Genomic DNA, 16,498 nt, shown 5'->3' on the forward strand with positions numbered 1-16,498 from the left:
TAGAGAGTTCGGGTGTTGCGAAGAGCCGAAAGTCACGAAATTTCCCATGACGATTGTCACGAGCCAAGCCTGTGACATTGCAAACAACCAGTCGCTGCGAGGTAGTTACCTGAAACGATCTCACGACAAAAGGCCGCGTCGAGGCACAAATGAGCGGTGCCGGGTGTGAAGTTCGTCGGGTGAGATTCGTCGTATCGGAGGGAAACTCTCAGATTAATCCCGTAATCTTCTTATCGTGCCTGATCTATCTTCATTAACTTCAACCGTGCTCGATGCCAGCGTGCTGGGTGCCGCCTTCCTGCCGGACTGGCTGGACCCGACGGTGTTCCTGTCCAACGAGGCGCTCGGACCGTGGGTTTTGGCCCTGGTCTGCGGCATTGTCTTCGTGGAAACCGGCTTGTTGGTGGGTTTCTTCCTGCCTGGCGACTCAATGCTGTTCACCGTGGGAATGTTCATTGCCACCGGTGTGCTGCAGATTCCGCTGTGGCTCTTCGCTGCCTGCATCTTTATTTGCGCGTTCGCCGGTGACCAAACCGGCTACATCATCGGGCGCAAATCCGGTCCGGCGATCTTTAAGAAGCCCGATTCGAAGTTCTTCTCGCAGAAAAACGTCGAACGAGCCCATGAGTTCTTTGAAAAGTACGGCGGACGTGCGGTGATTTTGGCTCGCTTCGTGCCGATCGTGCGTACCTTCGTGCCGGTGATCGCCGGCGTTGCGAAGATGAAGCACTCCACCTTCGTGGCCTACAACCTGATCGGCGCCCTGCTCTGGGGTGTGGGCGTGACCCTGCTGGGTTACTGGCTGGGCCAGTTCACCTGGATTGCCGAGAACATCGACCTGATCTTCGTACTGATCGTGTTCATCTCGGTGCTGCCGATCATCTTTGAAGTCAGCAAGGCTTGGCTGGAAACCCGCAAGCAGAAGAAGGCTGCGGTCTCTCCGAAGGCCGAAAGCAACTAGGCACTACGTCGGCGGAACTGTCCGCCACCCCATTGCACGCCGCGGCGCATCATCCACTGGTCACAGGGTTGAATGCTGCCGCGGCGTACTCCGTGGCAGAGAATATCGTCGCCCGCATCAAGTAATCGTGCCGCCTCAAGGCTGGCTGGGCGCACCGCATTCATCAGCACCTCGCAGTCGCAATACCCACCGAGCATCTGCACTTTGCGTTCCAGCGCGGTAGCCCGCGGCACCCGGGTATCACGGTAATGTTTCACAAAGCGTAACGACTGCTCGCAGGGGAATTGTCCACCCATGCGGTAGAGATAGCAGATCAGGCATTCATGGTCGACCGGTAGCGGTAGTTCGTTCATCGCCAGACTCCTTGGGCTGTGTCCGTTAGCCCAGCATCGCCCGCTTGGCTGACCCGTGCCACGAAGCAGCCGACCGATTGTGGAGAAGTTGCTATCCCAGATGTCTGCTCAAAAACTCCTGCACCCGCCCGATGGCACGCTGAACCTGCCCATACCCTGCGGCGAAGGACAGCCGGATGTACTGCTCCCCGGTGAACGGGTCGAAGTCCCCACCCGGGGTCAGCGCCACCTGCGCCTCGCCCAGCAGCTGAGTGCAGAACCCATGAGCCGAATCAAAGCGCGCCAACACCCGATCATTCAGTCGCCCGTAGAGGTAAAAGGCTCCGTCGGCCGGGGCAACCTCGCTCAACCCAAGTTGCTCCACAGAATCGAGAACTAGTGCACGGGTACGCGCGAACTCGGCCACCCGAGCTTTAGCCTCGGCATAACTGGACTCTTCAAACGCCGCCAACACCGCCTGTTGTGCGGGAGCCGGGGCACACAATGCCAAGCTGGAAGCCAGCGCATCCACCGCATCGACCAGATCATCGGGCAGCAACAGCCAGCCCAGCCGCCACCCGGTCATCCCCCAATATTTAGAGAAGGAGGAGACCACGATGGCGCTGGAGGAATACTTCAGCGCCGTCATCGAAGCGCGCGTCGGATCAAATTCAATGCCGTGGTAGATCTCGTCGCTGATCAACCGTACCCCGTTGGTGTGGCACCAGCTGGCGAGAGTTTCCAACTCGGCTTCGGAAAGCATGGTACCGGTGGGGTTATTCGGCGAGGCGATGACCAGCCCATCCAGTCTCCCATGGGCGGTGCGGGCCGCTTCTAACAGTTCGATGGTCGGCTGGTAGCGTTCGGCAGCGCCGGTGGGTAGGTCAATGACCTTCAGCCCCAGTGCACTAAGAATATTGGCGTAGGCCGGGTAGCCGGGCCGGGCCAGTGCCACCACATCTCCAGCATCGAAGGCTGCCAGAAACGCGAGCTGGAAAGCCCCGGAGGATCCGGTAGTCATCACGATGTTTTCCAGCTGCGGTCGAAGGCCGTAGCGGTGTTGATAGTGTCCTGCCAGCGCGAGCCGGGTGGAGGTCAAGCCGCGGGTGGGCGTGTACCCAAATTCGGACTGCTCTGCGTGCAAACGTGCTGCTAGCTCATTGACCGCGTGTGGTGCCCCACCGCCGGGTTCGCCTACGCACAGGGAGATGACATCTTGGCCTTCGGCGCGCATGGCCGTGACCTTATCGACGATGCTCATCACTTCGAAACCCGGGATCTGTGCCCGGGTGGCAACCTTCATTATTTCTCTCCGAGGGTGAACTCGCGGGCCCGGATCGGGTGGCGGGAGAGGATCGAAATGCGGTTAAAGGCGTTCATTGAAACCGCGATCCATTGAATCACCGAGAATTGTTTTTCGTCCAGCACCATCCGGGCACTGGCCAGCGCGGCCACGCGTTCCTCGTAGTTGGGCAGTTCGGTGGCAGCCTCGGCGATGGTCAGCGCCGCTTTCTCGGTTTCGTCGAACAGCGCGGTGTCCTCCCAGACATCCAGTAGCGAGATTCGTTGCATGGTTTCCCCTGCCGCTAGCGCCTGGCGGATGTGCAAATCCAGACAAAAGGCGCAGCCGTTGATCTGGGAAACTCGTAAGTTCACCAGTTCGGTCAGCCGAGTGCTGATCCCGGCCGCGCGGGCGGAGGCGGTGAGCTGCTGGGAGAAGGCACCCAGTGATTTCCACAGCTCGGGGTTGGTCTTGTCAAGAAACAGCGGATCAGAAAGGGCCATATGCCGAGTCTAGTACGGCATTCATACTCTGGCAGCGGAACCCGCAACGATCGAATATCACCAAGTTCCAGCTAACTGACATGGTCCCTGGCATGTCGGCTTCAACAGGGCCTGAAGCACCACAATTCCAGAGGGCGAAATATCCGCATGGGCGGTTGAGATTCGAACAGCGCGAGGACGCTCAGCGAAGCTAAGCCCGAGGTTCGATTCCAGTCGCCCACCTCAAAGCATTCCACATGCCAGAATTGAACGGTGCATTCCAAGGAGTGCACCTTGGCAACTCTCGTAGCCCCATCCTTCGGAATCGCTGGTGCGCTAGTAGCGCGCTCAGGAGCAGTACTTCGGCCCAAAAGAAAACTGCCGAGCGGATTCGCTCGGCAGTTCGCTTATTTGTCTCCGTCGGCGGCCAGCTGACCGCAGGCCCCGTCAATTTCCTTACCGCGGGTATCACGCAGTGTGGTGGGCACGCCCAGCTCATCGAGCCGGCGCACGAACTTGCTGGTGATATCGGGTTCGCTGCGGGTCCAAATGGAGCCGGGGACCGGGTTTAGTGGAATCGGGTTGACGTGCACCCAGCCGCGGCCGCGCTCATTGAGCTTTTTGGCCAGCAGTTCGGCACGCCACTCGTGATCGTTCATATCCTTGATCAGCGCGTACTCGATCGAGACGCGGCGTCCGGTCTTGGCATAGTACTCAAAAGCGGCATCTAGGGCCTCATCGACCTTCCAACGCGAGTTCACCGGGATCAGTTCATCGCGTAGTTCATCGTCGGGCGCATGCAGGCTCAGCGCGAAGGTCACCGGAACGTTTTCCTCGGCGAGCTTGCGGATCGCCGGAACCAGCCCCACGGTGGAGACGGTGATACCGCGAGCGCTCATGCCCAGTCCTTCGGGTGACTCGGCGACCATCCGGTGCACGGCGTTCATCACGCGCTTGTAGTTGGCCAGCGGCTCGCCCATACCCATGAACACGATGTTGCCGACACGCTCATCGGGATGCTTCTGGCCACCCAACCCGCCTTCGGCGATAACTCGGTTGGCTTGAACAATTTGGTCCAAGATTTCGGCGGTGGACATATTGCGTGTCAATCCGGCCTGACCGGTGGCGCAGAACGGGCAGTTCATACCGCAACCGCACTGCGAAGAAATGCATAGCGTAATGCGTCCCGGGTAACGCATCAGCACGGATTCCACGAGCGAACCGTCAAATAGTCGCCAGAGGAACTTTACGGTTCGCCCATCGTCGGTGGTTAGCCGCTTCACCTCGGTGAGCAGGGTCGGGAACATCGCCTCGACCAGCTCGGTGCGACCGTTTTTGGGCAGATCGCTCATCTTCTCTGGATCGGTGGTGTAGTGCTGGAAGTAATGCACCGAGAGCTGCTTGGCACGGAAGGCCGGCAGCCCCAGCTCTTTCAGCTTGGCCTGACGTTCGGTCAATGACAGATCGGCCAAATGTGTCGGTGGCTGAGATACGCGGCGCTTGGCGGCGAATTGCAACTGTGGGCGGCCGTCGGCACCCATCTCCTGCTTCCACCCCTCGGAGGTGGGGATCACCTGGGCGCGGCCCTCGGCTTTGGCCCGGGAGGTAGAAATGCGAAGTTGCTGGGCACGCTGCGCAGCGGCCTGGTCTTCACGCAGGGCCTTGCGCTCGGCGGCAGAAAGTGGGGTGGAATCCAGAGAAGTCATCTCCTTCATTGTTTCATGCATTTTCTGGTAATGGGCGGTGAGTTGTGGCACGCATAGCCTTCCGGCGCGATCCGACTTACCGAAATAATCTGAAAATAATCTGGGTCACATCTAGGTAATCTATTATTTTAGAGATAATCTACTTTTAATCGAGCAAAGGAGGCCACTATGGCATGGGGACTGATCCGCGAGATGGGCCACGTATCCATCCAGACCAACGACATCGAAGGATCCATTTTCGATGCAACCGCCCTGCTGGGCCTGCGTGTCACCGAGCGCACCGACAATGAGGTCTACCTTGCGGCGAACTCGGTGCACCACGAACTGATCTACGTGGAATCCGAGGTCAACGGCATCCATTCGCTAGGTCTGGTGGCCCGTGACGGAGACGCACTGCGTGAAATCCGCAAGCGCGTCGGCGCCGAGAACTTTGTCATCCTCTCCGAAACTCCGGTGAGTTCCGGAGTGCAGGATGGCTTTTCCTTCATCGGTCCCGAAGGCTGGATCTTTGAGGTCTACACCGACTTGCAGCATAACGACCGCGGGCTGATCGGCTTCGGCCCGGACCGCTATGGTCACATCAACTTCCACCCCCGCGATGTGCGCGGCATGATGGAGTTCCTGCGCCGGATCTTTGACTTCCGCCTCTCGGATGTCATCGGCGATGATTATGCCTACTTCATGCGTTGCAACCCAGACCACCACGGCATCGCACTCATCAAGGGTGAGGGCAAATTCCACCACCATGCCTGGCAAGTGCAGTCAGTGGGCGAGCTAGCCAAACTTGGCGACCGTCTCGGCGCTGCAGGCCGCGAACTGATCTGGGGTCCGGTACGTCACGGTGCCGGCCACAATATCGCCGCCTACTATGTGGAAGCCTCCGGCGCAGTAGTCGAGGTGTACACCGACCTAGAGCAGATCTACAACGATGCACGCGAACCGGTCATCTGGGGGCAAGAAGAAAACTGGTGGAACATGTGGTCTGATCGCCGCCCCGAGGATTTCCGCACCTTCGGCATCCCCACCGTCACCGATCTGAAGACCTTCCACTAAACCTACATTCACTGAGCACTACCGAAAGGCTAAACCCATGCAGTACCTATCCTTCCTCGCAGCCAACGGCACCGAAACCTGGGGCGTCTCCGTCGACGGCACCGTCTACGACCTGGGCCCCACCGGAAAAAATCTGGCCGCAACCACCCGTGAAGCCATCGAAAAGGGAATCTTCGGTAGCGAACTGGACCTAAGCGGTGCACCAACCGTGACCGAGTCCGAAATTCAGTTCCTGCCCTCGGTGACTAACCCGGGCAAGATCATCTGCATCGGTGTGAACTACCTGGCTCACCAGGAGGAATCAGGGAAAACCGGGCAGACCGCACCAACTGTTTTCACCCGCTTTGCCGACTCGCAGATGGGTCATCTGGCCCCCGCGGTGAAACCAACCTCCACCACCAAGTTTGACTACGAAGGCGAGATGGCACTGGTGATCTCCAAGGAAGCCTTCCACGTGGAGAAGGAGGAGGCCTGGGATTACATTGCCGGCTACGCCTGCTACAACGACTTCTCAGTGCGTGACTGGCAGAAGGCTGCCAGCCAGTGGATCCCGGGCAAGAACTTCCCGGACACCGGCGGCTTTGGCCCTTACCTGGTTCCGGCTGCGGATCTGGGCGATATCACCACAGCAGTGCTGGAAACTCGAGTGAACGGCGAGGTGCGCCAGAACGCTCCGGTCTCCAACCTCGTCTTCGACATCCCCACCCTGATCAACTACGTCACCGGCTTCACCAAGCTGAACCCGGGCGATGTCATCGTTACCGGAACCCCCGGAGGTGTGGGTCTGTTCTATGGTGAAAACGGCCTGTTGAACGACGGCGACGTCGTCGAGGTGGAGATCACGGGGCTAGGCATCCTGCGCAACACCGTGGTCGACGAGGCAGCACTCAACGCACCGGCGGCCACCGCCGCTGCCGCCACTGCTCGCTAAGACCAACGGCGTGGAACCCGCAGGTTCGGGTTCCACGCCAAGACAACACATCCACACTCGCATAAGGGAACATCATGACTGAACGCATTGAAACGGACGTATTGGTAATCGGTTCGGGCCCCACCGGTCTCACCGCGGCAAACCTGCTCGCCGACTATGGCGTTTCAGTCACCCTCATCGAGCGTAATCCCGGCAGTGGCGACGAACCACGCGCCATCAGCGCCACCGATGAAACCCTGCGAGTCATGCAACGGCTGGGCGTCATGGACGTGTTGGCCCCAGAAATGCTGATGGACACCGGCGCACGATACTTTGGTCGCGGCGGTAAGGTCATCGCCGATGTGCGCCCCGGCGCGGCGCGTCTGGGCCAGCCGGGCAAAAGCCAGTTCGACCAACCGGTCATGGAAGGCGCGCTCTATGAGGCGGCGGCCACCCGCGCAGCCATCGACCTGCACTACGCCACCGAAGCCATTCGCATCACCGAGCAGCAGGATTCGGTGACCGTCAGCGCCCGCCGGCACGGCGAACGCACCACCGGTCATAATGGAGCGCTGGCCGGTGATCAGGGGCTAGACACCACCATCGCCGCCGATGCCCCCACCCATGATCTAGAAATAACTGCCCAATGGGTGCTGGCCTGCGATGGTGGAAAGTCCTTTACCCGCCGCGAGCTGGGTGTGAAACTCATCGGCTCCACCCAAGTGGAACGCTGGATCGTCGTGGATCTGCTCGATGTGCCCGGCACTCCCGAGCCCTTCGCGTCCTTCCACGCCAACGGGGAACGCCCGGCCGTGGTGGTGCCCGGGGTCAAGGGACGCCGCCGCTACGAATTCATGCTCTTCGATCACGAAGACGGCGAGGCGATGATCACCCCCGAGGTGATCGCCGAACTCGTGGCACCTTACCAAGACATCTCCAAGGTGACGGTGCGCCGTGCCGCGGTCTACACCGCCCACCAACGGGTGGCCGAGAGCTACCGCCAGGGCCGGATCTTGCTGGCAGGAGACGCCGCACACTTGATGCCCCCGTTCGCCGGGCAGGGCTTGAATGCTGGTATCCGAGATGCCGCCGGCGCTGCTTGGCGCATCGCCGCCCATATTAAGGGAGCCGGTACTGAGGCGCTACTGGATGATTATCAGCTGGAACGTCGCCCGCATGCCGCGCAGATGGTCAAACTTTCCAAGCTCATCGGTTCGGTCGTGATGAACACCAACCCGGTGATCACCCGGTTGCGCGATGTGATCGTGCCAGCCACCCGAATCGTTCCGCCACTGAACCGCTGGCTCACCCAGATGCGTTTCTTGAAGCAGCCGCATTACCTCAACGGCACCGTATATTCCGATGTTTCAGGTGTACCCCCACTGGCCGCTGAGCTACTGGGCCGCTCACTACCGCAACCCACCGTACGTGTTGCGGATTCCGAGCATGCGCTGGATGAACTGCTGGGTACCGGCTGGGCTTGGGTTGACGTGGCCGGGCATCGCAAACTGGTCATCGAAACTGAATCCGGTGAGCGCACTGCCGCCGAAGATACCGCCGGAGTGTTCGAGCACGCCGCAGGCACCGTACTGCTGGTGCGCCCCGATGGTTACGTGGCCGCGGTAGTTCCCACCCTGCAGCGCGCCCGTGCCTTGGAAGGGCTGGCCGCCAAGCTTCCTGGCCTTTTCGCCGGGGCAAAGCTGGGCAACTAAGACGCAGCACGACAGCCTAAGTAGATAATTGGCGGATACTATGAATAAGATCAAAAATTATCCAGCCCGCCCGTCGGGGCAGTCGACACGAGGATCAATAGTGGCCAAGGCATCAACCCAGTCAGTCGAGGGGATTCGGCATACGATCCTCACCGGTCAGTGGGCGCCGGGTGAGCGACTTCAGCCGACGGTGCTCGCCGAACAATTCGGGACTAGCACCACTGTGATCCGCGAAAGTCTCACCCGTCTAGCTGGCGAGCATTTGGTAGTCATCAGGACCAACCGTGGCTTCTTCGTCCCCGAATTGGATCTGCAGGAACTGGCCGATATCACCGAGTTGCGTTGCGTCACCGAGGCCTTGGCCGCGCGGCTGGCGGTGGAACGTGGGGATGTGAACTGGGAGTCCGAGCTCATCGCCGCGCACCACAAGCTCTCGCGTACTCCGCGCCGTATGCCGCAGGATCCGCAGGCAACGAACCCGGACTGGTGGGTTGCCCACCGCGCCTTCCATCAAGCGTTACTTGCCCCGTGTGATTGCCAGCCGATGACTCAGCTGTCCACCAACCTGGCCAATTTCACCGAATTGTATCGACGTTGGGCGGCTCCTTCGCCAGCAGCCACCCAGCGTGATGTCGAAGCCGAGCACCAGCAGATTCTCGATGCCGCGTTGGCTCGCGATAGCGAGCTACTGTCATCCCTGCTGCGCAAACACTATGAAGCCACCGTGCAGGTGGTTATGGATTCGGGACTGGCCGAACACTAAGGTCGCTTCGCAAGCTAAGGCGTAGCAGCCTATCCGCTCGCGGAGGCCAAGGAGCGTGTCCGGATAAAAAGCTTATGGACTTCACGACCGAGGGTTGAGCGCAAAATCGTCCATGATGACTCCGATTGCCACCGATGCCCGTTGCCGCTTGAACCGCGTGTTCAAGTCATAGTTGTCAGTCCGGCCGCGGATCCAGCATGCCATGCTCGGCCGGAGCGCGGGATCAGCTGTGTATTACTCCCTTACCCACGAAGAACCCTCAGTTGTCATGGCGTGTGCTCATCACACATGCTAAAGGTTCGAGCCAGCGCATGCATGAATCTCGGTTGCCGGTTCAGCACCGAAAAGATCCCGTCGCGCAGTGGGACCAGTGGTGACGGTAGTGGCCTTCCCAGAAACATATTGACCTGTGCTTGCCGCGCGGCACGGCGAGCGCGAGCCAGCCGACGTGTGGAGAATTCGGCCAAACCCCGTGAGGTCACGGGCAACTCGCCGGTCAGCAGGTGGGCTAGTTCTTGGGCATCGAGCAGGCCCAGGGTCATCCCTTGCCCGCCAATCGGACTAATCTCATGAGCCGCGTCGCCGATCAGAATCACCCGACCGTGCACCATTGACGCGACTTGGCGATGCGCCGTACGAAATTCGCTGTACATGCTGCGTTCGCTTGGCAACTGATGCCCGGTGCGTTCGGCGACCAGTTGCTCCAGTTCTGGGGCCGGTCCGGAGCCCCGGCCGGCGTGCGCCACCCAGCGGCGTCGTCCCTGCGGCAACGGAAAGGATTCAACGATGCCTCGCGGATGCAGAAACAATGCGGCGGTAGCACCAAAATCGGTGCTCTGGGGGTAGTCCCCCATCAGGTACCGGTCACTGAGTGAGCGGCCGTGGAAATCTAGGCCCAGCTGCTGCCGAACCGTGGAGTCGGTACCATCGGCGGCGATGAGCCAATCGGTATCCCTGCTCTGTGTTGGCCCGGCTTTTTGACTGGTCACCTGAATCCGGGAACTAGCGGCGGCTTGCCGGTGATGCAGATATTTGGTGCCCAGTTCGAGGGCTCGCGGGGCCAGCTCATTCAGGCGTTGGCGTAAGAGCTGTATGGTCTGGTTTTGAGGCAGGCTCAGAATGTAGTTGTGCCGGACGGCGAGCTGCCCGAAGTCCACTTGGCCGATAGTTCGGTCTCGGGAGATACCGATCCCTTGGCTGATCCGGACTCCTTGGTCCAGGGCGCCGGATGCGACGCCCACCCGATCGAGCACCGCGAGCCCAGGCGGGTGGATACCAATGGCCCGTGAGTGTTCCCCGACTGTTAGCCGGTGTTCTACCACGCGCACTGTCCAGCCGGCCTGGACAAGTAGGATCGCACAGGTCAACCCGCTAGGTCCAGCTCCCACGATGGTTGCCTCAGGCATCTGACACCACGGGCTGGTAGCTGACTAGATTCCGGAAGGGGTGCGCGGCTTCGACGTGCCACCCTGCGGGCAGCCGCCGGGCTAGTTCCACACTGGTGTAGCTGCGGCGAATTGAGGTCAGCCCATCGCGGCGGGTGAGCGATGTTCGAGCCAAAGGCAACGTACCCAGCCCAAAGAGAATCGACGCGGCTCTGCTTCGACGAATATCTGAATGCAACACTAAGCCACTGGCGAGCTCGGCCGAATCCCGCCAGAGTCCCGCTAGTTCTTCCGGCGTCAGGTGGTGGATCAGGTGGTTGGAAATCACCACATCGAAGCGCTGCTGCGTATTGCACAACTCATGACTGAAAGCTTGCTTAAATTCCAGACGGCCCGGTGGGAGATTCGCTCGCTGCAGGCGTGTACGCGCGAAGGCTTGAGCGCGAGGATCCGGGTCTATGCCTACGATCTGTGCATCAATCTGATCGTTAACAGTCCAGTGGGCTAACGCCAAGGCGATGTCACCACCACCGGAGCCGATGTCTAAGATTCGGGCCGGCCGCTCTCGCGGAAGCCGGGGTCTGAGCCGACGCAGATAGAGGCCACGCCATCCCGAAACCACCCGGTTCACCCAAGGAAATTGCGCATAGGTCCGTTCGAGAAGTTGCGGATCACAGTCCGGATCATCCATCGCCTCGGTGGCCTGTTCCCAGCGGCGCATTAACCACGCTCGGGCAGCAGGGTCATCAGTGCGCTTTCGACGGTGAGCCCTGGTCCGAAGGCCATGGAACAGACCTGTTGGCCTTCGGGTGCTAACCCGCTCAGGTTCTCTTCCATAATCCGTTTCAGCACGAAAAGGACCGTCACGCTGGACATGTTTCCGTAATTCCGCAGCACGTGCCGTGCCGGTTCGAGCTGCTCCTCGCTTAGTTCCAAGCGTTTTTGCACCCTGTCGAGGATGGAACGACCCCCGGGATGGATACCCCAGAGCGGAATCTGTGCATAGTTTTCAAGATGCTGCCCGTTGCGTGCCAGCAAGGGTGCCAGCGCCCCGCTGATATGTTCGTCGATAATATGCGGAACATAGGTTCCCAGCACCATATCGAACCCGTGGTCGCCGATTTTCCACGCCATTGATTCTTCGCCCACCGGGGTGAGCGTCGATTCGAAAGCATCCATCCGCAAACCGGAGCGGCCGTGATCCTGGCCGGTGAGCAGCGCCGCAGCAGCACCGTCGGCGAAGAGTGCCGACCCCATAATGGTGTCCGGGTCATTGGAGGAATGCACGTGCAAGGTGCACAGTTCGGCGCACACCACCAGCACCACCGCATCGGGGTCAGCCCGACAGAAATCCGCGGCGGCCCGTAGCCCGGGGAAGGCCGCATAGCAGCCCATAAACCCCAAGTGATAACGCAGGGTGCTGGGCTTCATCCCCAGCTCGCGGACAATCTGATAGTCCGGACCGGGGTTATAGAAACCGGTGCAGGAGACGGTGATCAGGTGTGTCACGTCCGTGGCCTGTATCTCGGGGCAGGCATCTAAGGCTTTGCGCGCCGCCTCGATGAACAATGCCCCGGCCTGTTCGGCATAAACCTCGTTGCGGATCCCAGTGGTCGGGCGCAACAGCTCGTTACGTTCGGCGTCGTAGAACACTGGCTGGTCTTCGGACTCCAGGGAGGTGTCGAATTCCTTCACCACCGTACGCCGAGTAGAAATGTCGGCAGAATCGAAGGAGGTTTGGATCAAGCGTTGTCCCAGACGGGTTAGTCCGGCTTGGGCTGCGAAGACATCGCGCACCTCGTCTTGGTGCAACACAGTAGGCGGCAGAGCGGTTTGGATGGTTCTGAGCATGACCGGCATAGGTCGAGACTACGGTTGTATCCTCCACCGGTAAAGGGATCATCGATGATTCCCAGTGATCCCCCATCTCAGGTTCCGAGGCCGGTGGAAATGAGGAACAGCGTCACCGTGTTCCTGCTCGAGTGCGGCAAGCGGGGTGTCTTTACCGCGCTCCACTCGCTCGGCCACCAACGGCTCGATGATCACCGCGACAACCATCGCGTAACCGGAAAGGGTAGCACCCGGTTAATTCCTTCCGGCATCGCACGTGATTAACCGATAGAGCTTCTCGACAATCTCAAACGTGTATCGCGAGTTTGTCATCATCCGCGAAGCTCCCCTCGGCTCCAGCTGGAAACGTGGTGCGCTTAGCTTTGCGCCCGGCTGGACTGCACCGCGAGTAGCTCTTCGGAGGCCAGCTTTTCTTGGACGACGTCGAGCATGGCGGAGGTAGTGCGAATGAACGCGCTAATCCATCCGAAGAGAATCGCCACGGCCGCTAATTCGAATCCGGTGAGGTTGAAGTATTCCCATTCCAGCCACAACAGCATGGCCAGCCACATGCCGCCAAGCGCTGCGAAGGACAGTAGGTGAAAGATCATGGGGAACCCCGGAAAGAGGAACATCGAACCGCCCAGCATGACAATCAGTGCCGCTGCGGCCGCCCACACCCCGGCGGCATGCAGGTCACCTAGGGTGTTCACCGGCACCACCGCGGCGAGCATCACGCCTCCAGCCACCACCAGCAGACAGATGCGCACCATTTTAGGTCGAGGACGGAAGATCCGTGAAAGTTTCTGACCGCGTGCGGCTGCGCGGCGGGCGTGGGCCCGAGCCAATTGCACCAGATCGCGCAGCAAAAATTCGCTAAAGGTGGCCAGCACCAGACCGGTCACCAACAGCGTGGTGTTGAAAGTCCAGAAGGACAGCACCCCGCTGTCAAAGGTTCCCAGAGTGGAGAACATTGTCTGCCACCACACCGGGTTCTCGGCCAACAACATACTGAGCATGATTCCGGCCACCATAAAACCGCCGAGCACCACCGACAGGCTCTGCGCGGTGGTGCGTGCGGTCGCTTCCATAGCGATATAAGCGCTGACTCCGGCGGCTACCGCGACCAGCGCACTGCCGGCGAATAGATCCAAACGCAACCCGAGGAAAGAGCGTTGCATTAAATGGAAGAACACACTCAACCCCATCACCGCGATAGCCGCGTGCACCAAAATCAGCGAGAAAGAGATCAGCCCCCAACGCCAAATAGATAGACCCTGCAGCCACGGTTCGCGGCGGATCAGCAGGTACTTATATCCCCATGCGCTACTCCCGGCCGCGGCCACGGCTCCTGCGACCGCTGCCACCGATCCGATGGAAAGCCCACCATAGAGCGCCGGCTGTTGCCCGGAAAACAACATGAGCCCGACAGCCAAACCCAATACCGAGCAGATCAGCCCAGTCCACAGGGCGTGCCGTTCAATATCCAGTTCAACGCCCGCAGATCGCTGCGGTAATTTCCTCGTCTCTTGTTCCACCCATCCATTCTGCCATTGGCTACCGGCGCAGCGACGCGCGAAAACCGCCGATAGTATGATGATTGGAGAAACTCGTGAAGGGAGGGGTGAGGTGGCAGGACAAACAGGACAGCCGGGACGTTCGGTAATTTCCAAGGCTTTGAGCATCATGTCTTCCTTCGAATCTTTACCCGCTCCGATATCAATCCAGGATCTTGCCGAGCATGCGCGGGTACCACTGAGCACCACCCACCGCATTGTCAATGAGCTGATCGAATGGGGCGCCTTGGAACGCGACCAGAACGGCGGCGTTCATTTAGGTGGCCGACTGACCGCGCTGGCGGCCCGGCCAAGCGCCTCGATGCGCCGGTTGCTGCAACCACATCTGGAGGAGCTTTGCGCGGTTACCGGACACACCGTCTCGCTCGGGCTACGCGAAGGTGATCAGGTCCGGGTTTCCGAACGGTGCTATGGGCAGATCGAGACTCCGCGGCTGACCCGTGTGGGCAGTCGGGTCAATCTACATCTGACTGCGATGGGGAAAATCCTGTTGGCCCATGAACCGCAGTGGTTTCAGGACAGCTTCCTGAGCCGCGACTTAGCCTTATCAATTTTCGGCGAGGCCACCGATCCCGCAGAGCTGCGCGAAGAGCTCACCCAGATTGCCGCTGCCGGATATGTACACACCCAGCATTCCATTCCCGAAGAGGTCGAGGTGCTCGCGGTGCCGGTTTTCCACCACGAAAAGATCAGCTGCGCAATAGATCTGATGCGCCCCACCGATGCCCAGTCCCCCTTCAGCGATTTTCTTCCGGCATTGGAAGTTGCGGTCAGCCGGATCCAGAGCGAACTAGATCATTTCCGCACCCTCCCACCGTGGGATAACGACTGAACCCCATTGACATGATGCGCGTCACACTGTTGAGTATTAAGTAAATGACCCTTAACTGAAAAGCGGGTCGCTTCTTACCTCCACTCGATGGGAAGTGACTAATGAGTTCACCCACTCCACAGACCGCGCCACGGATGCAGCAACTGGTTTCAGAACTACACGAACGGCTGACCGAAACCGCCTTGGGCGGTAGCGCGGCGGCTCGGGAACGCCATGTTGCCCGTGGAAAACTCTTGCCGCGTGAACGCATCGACAGGCTCCTCGACGAGGGCTCAGACTTTCTTGAGCTCGCCCCACTGGCAGCCAATGGGCTTTATGAGGATGCCAGCCCGGGAGCGGGATTGATCACTGGGATCGGCCAGGTGGCGGAGCGCAAGGTGATGGTGGTGTGCAACGACGCCACGGTTAAGGGTGGCACCTATTTCCCGATGACGGTGAAAAAACACCTGCGCGCCCAGCAGGTAGCCCTCGAACACCGGCTGCCGTGCATCTATCTGGTGGACTCCGGTGGCGCATTTTTACCCCTGCAGGACGAGGTCTTTCCCGACCGTGAACACTTTGGTCGGATCTTCTACAATCAGGCGCAACTCTCGGCGCGAGGCATCCCCCAGTTATCGGCGGTACTGGGGTCCTGCACCGCCGGCGGCGCCTACGTTCCGGCAATGAGTGATGAAACCGTGATCGTGCGTGAGCAAGGCACGATCTTCCTAGGCGGTCCCCCGCTGGTGAAGGCTGCCATCGGTGAAGAGGTGAGCGCGGAGGAACTCGGCGGTGGGCAGCTGCATGCCCAAATTTCTGGGGTGGTGGATCATCTGGCCGAGAATGACGAACATGCCCTCGCGTTGGTGCGCGAGATGGTGAGCACCTTGGAACCGGCCCCAGCGGAACCCGCCCGCCAGTTCTGCGAACCGAGCCGGGACGCCGCGGAGATCTTGGAGATCCTCCCGGTTGACGTCAACACCCCCTACGATGTCCGCCAGATAATCGAGGCGCTGGTGGACGGCGGCTCGGTCAGCGAATTCAAACCGGAGTACGGCCAAACCCTTGTGACATGCTTCGCCAGCATTTACGGGATGCGGGTGGGGATTCTAGCCAATAATGGGGTGCTCTTCAGCGAGTCCGCGCAGAAGGGCGCACATTTCATTCAGGTCTGCGACCAGCGCGGGATCCCACTAGTGTTTTTGCAGAACATTTCCGGGTTCATGGTGGGTAAGGAGGCCGAGGCCGGGGGCATTGCCAAACATGGGGCCAAGCTGGTGACCGCGGTCGCTACCACCCGGGTCCCCAAGTACACGGTGGTGATCGGCGGGTCCTTCGGTGCCGGGAACTATGCAATGTGTGGGCGAGCCTACGCGCCACGCTTCCTCTGGATGTGGCCCAACGCTCGAATTTCGGTGATGGGCGGGGCTCAAGCCTCCGGAGTGTTGACCAGTATCCGCGCCGAAGCGCGGGCCGCTCAGGGAGAGCCGATGACCCCGGCCGAGCAGGAGCAGTTCGCCGCCCCCATCCGGGCCGACTATGAACGAATGGGCAGCCCCTACTACTCCACCGCCCGGCTCTGGGACGACGGGGTGATCGATCCGCGCGATACCCGCCGGATCTTAGGGATGGCCCTGTCTTTGGCCGACGGTGAAGAGTTGCCGCCGAGCAACTTCGGAATCTTCAGGATGTAG

Annotated in this window: 15 protein-coding genes; 7 read left to right on the forward strand and 8 right to left on the reverse strand. The window is 60.2% G+C overall.

What is annotated here, in order from left to right:
• Window positions 1–235 precede the first annotated feature (235 nt).
• Window positions 236–961 carry a DedA family protein gene (locus ACQQZ8_RS13875; protein WP_431710391.1) on the forward strand — a complete coding sequence of 242 codons (726 nt, stop codon included), beginning with the start codon at window positions 236–238 and terminating at the stop codon, window positions 959–961.
• On the opposite strand, the gene ACQQZ8_RS13880 is transcribed toward ACQQZ8_RS13875, so the two are convergent.
• The 4 genes from ACQQZ8_RS13880 to rlmN form a co-directional block, all read right to left on the reverse strand.
• Window positions 958–1,314 carry a DUF2695 domain-containing protein gene (locus ACQQZ8_RS13880; protein ID WP_431710392.1) on the reverse strand — a complete coding sequence of 119 codons (357 nt, stop codon included), beginning with the start codon at window positions 1,312–1,314 and terminating at the stop codon, window positions 958–960. The genes ACQQZ8_RS13875 and ACQQZ8_RS13880 overlap by 4 nt on opposite strands.
• Window positions 1,315–1,405: 91 nt before the next feature.
• Window positions 1,406–2,596: a pyridoxal phosphate-dependent aminotransferase gene (locus ACQQZ8_RS13885; protein ID WP_431710393.1), complete on the reverse strand. Its 1,191-nt coding sequence runs from the start codon at window positions 2,594–2,596 to the stop codon at window positions 1,406–1,408.
• Complete coding sequence (locus ACQQZ8_RS13890) at window positions 2,596–3,078, reverse strand: carboxymuconolactone decarboxylase family protein (protein WP_431710394.1); 483 nt, start codon at window positions 3,076–3,078, stop codon at window positions 2,596–2,598. Before ACQQZ8_RS13890 ends, ACQQZ8_RS13885 begins: the two co-directional genes overlap by 1 nt.
• Before the next feature lie 386 nt (window positions 3,079–3,464).
• Window positions 3,465–4,763, reverse strand: coding sequence for a 23S rRNA (adenine(2503)-C(2))-methyltransferase RlmN (gene rlmN / locus ACQQZ8_RS13895; protein WP_431710395.1), 1,299 nt, complete (start codon window positions 4,761–4,763; stop codon window positions 3,465–3,467).
• Between the two features lie 168 nt (window positions 4,764–4,931).
• On the opposite strand from rlmN, the gene ACQQZ8_RS13900 reads away from it, so the two are divergent.
• From ACQQZ8_RS13900 to ACQQZ8_RS13915, 4 genes are all read left to right on the forward strand, one after another.
• Window positions 4,932–5,816 (forward strand): VOC family protein, encoded by an 885-nt coding sequence (locus tag ACQQZ8_RS13900; RefSeq protein ID WP_431710396.1) that lies wholly within the window; start codon window positions 4,932–4,934, stop codon window positions 5,814–5,816.
• Between the two features lie 37 nt (window positions 5,817–5,853).
• Window positions 5,854–6,747 carry a fumarylacetoacetate hydrolase family protein gene (locus tag ACQQZ8_RS13905; RefSeq protein WP_431710397.1) on the forward strand — a complete coding sequence of 298 codons (894 nt, stop codon included), beginning with the start codon at window positions 5,854–5,856 and terminating at the stop codon, window positions 6,745–6,747.
• A gap of 74 nt (window positions 6,748–6,821) precedes the next feature.
• Complete coding sequence (locus tag ACQQZ8_RS13910; protein ID WP_431710398.1) at window positions 6,822–8,438, forward strand: FAD-dependent monooxygenase; 1,617 nt, start codon at window positions 6,822–6,824, stop codon at window positions 8,436–8,438.
• Between the two features lie 100 nt (window positions 8,439–8,538).
• Complete coding sequence (locus ACQQZ8_RS13915; RefSeq protein ID WP_431710399.1) at window positions 8,539–9,201, forward strand: GntR family transcriptional regulator; 663 nt, start codon at window positions 8,539–8,541, stop codon at window positions 9,199–9,201.
• Between the two features lie 266 nt (window positions 9,202–9,467).
• On the opposite strand, the gene ACQQZ8_RS13920 is transcribed toward ACQQZ8_RS13915, so the two are convergent.
• The 4 genes from ACQQZ8_RS13920 to ACQQZ8_RS13935 form a co-directional block, all read right to left on the reverse strand.
• Window positions 9,468–10,607, reverse strand: a complete 1,140-nt coding sequence (locus ACQQZ8_RS13920; protein WP_431710400.1) for an FAD-dependent oxidoreductase — start codon at window positions 10,605–10,607, stop codon at window positions 9,468–9,470.
• On the reverse strand, window positions 10,600–11,307 hold the full coding sequence (locus ACQQZ8_RS13925; RefSeq protein ID WP_431710401.1) for a methyltransferase domain-containing protein: 708 nt from the start codon (window positions 11,305–11,307) through the stop codon (window positions 10,600–10,602). Before ACQQZ8_RS13925 ends, ACQQZ8_RS13920 begins: the two co-directional genes overlap by 8 nt.
• Window positions 11,307–12,446 (reverse strand): type III polyketide synthase, encoded by a 1,140-nt coding sequence (locus ACQQZ8_RS13930; RefSeq protein WP_431710402.1) that lies wholly within the window; start codon window positions 12,444–12,446, stop codon window positions 11,307–11,309. Before ACQQZ8_RS13930 ends, ACQQZ8_RS13925 begins: the two co-directional genes overlap by 1 nt.
• A gap of 347 nt (window positions 12,447–12,793) precedes the next feature.
• Entirely contained in the window at window positions 12,794–13,954 is a 1,161-nt protein-coding gene (locus ACQQZ8_RS13935) for a hypothetical protein (protein ID WP_431710403.1), read from the reverse strand.
• A 91-nt stretch (window positions 13,955–14,045) separates the two neighbouring features.
• On the opposite strand from ACQQZ8_RS13935, the gene ACQQZ8_RS13940 reads away from it, so the two are divergent.
• Complete coding sequence (locus tag ACQQZ8_RS13940) at window positions 14,046–14,825, forward strand: IclR family transcriptional regulator (protein WP_431710404.1); 780 nt, start codon at window positions 14,046–14,048, stop codon at window positions 14,823–14,825.
• A 101-nt stretch (window positions 14,826–14,926) separates the two neighbouring features.
• Window positions 14,927–16,498, forward strand: coding sequence for a carboxyl transferase domain-containing protein (locus tag ACQQZ8_RS13945; RefSeq protein WP_431710405.1), 1,572 nt, complete (start codon window positions 14,927–14,929; stop codon window positions 16,496–16,498).

Source organism: Glutamicibacter uratoxydans (genome assembly GCF_050753455.1).
In the GTDB taxonomy this organism is placed as follows: domain Bacteria; phylum Actinomycetota; class Actinomycetes; order Actinomycetales; family Micrococcaceae; genus Glutamicibacter; species Glutamicibacter uratoxydans_A.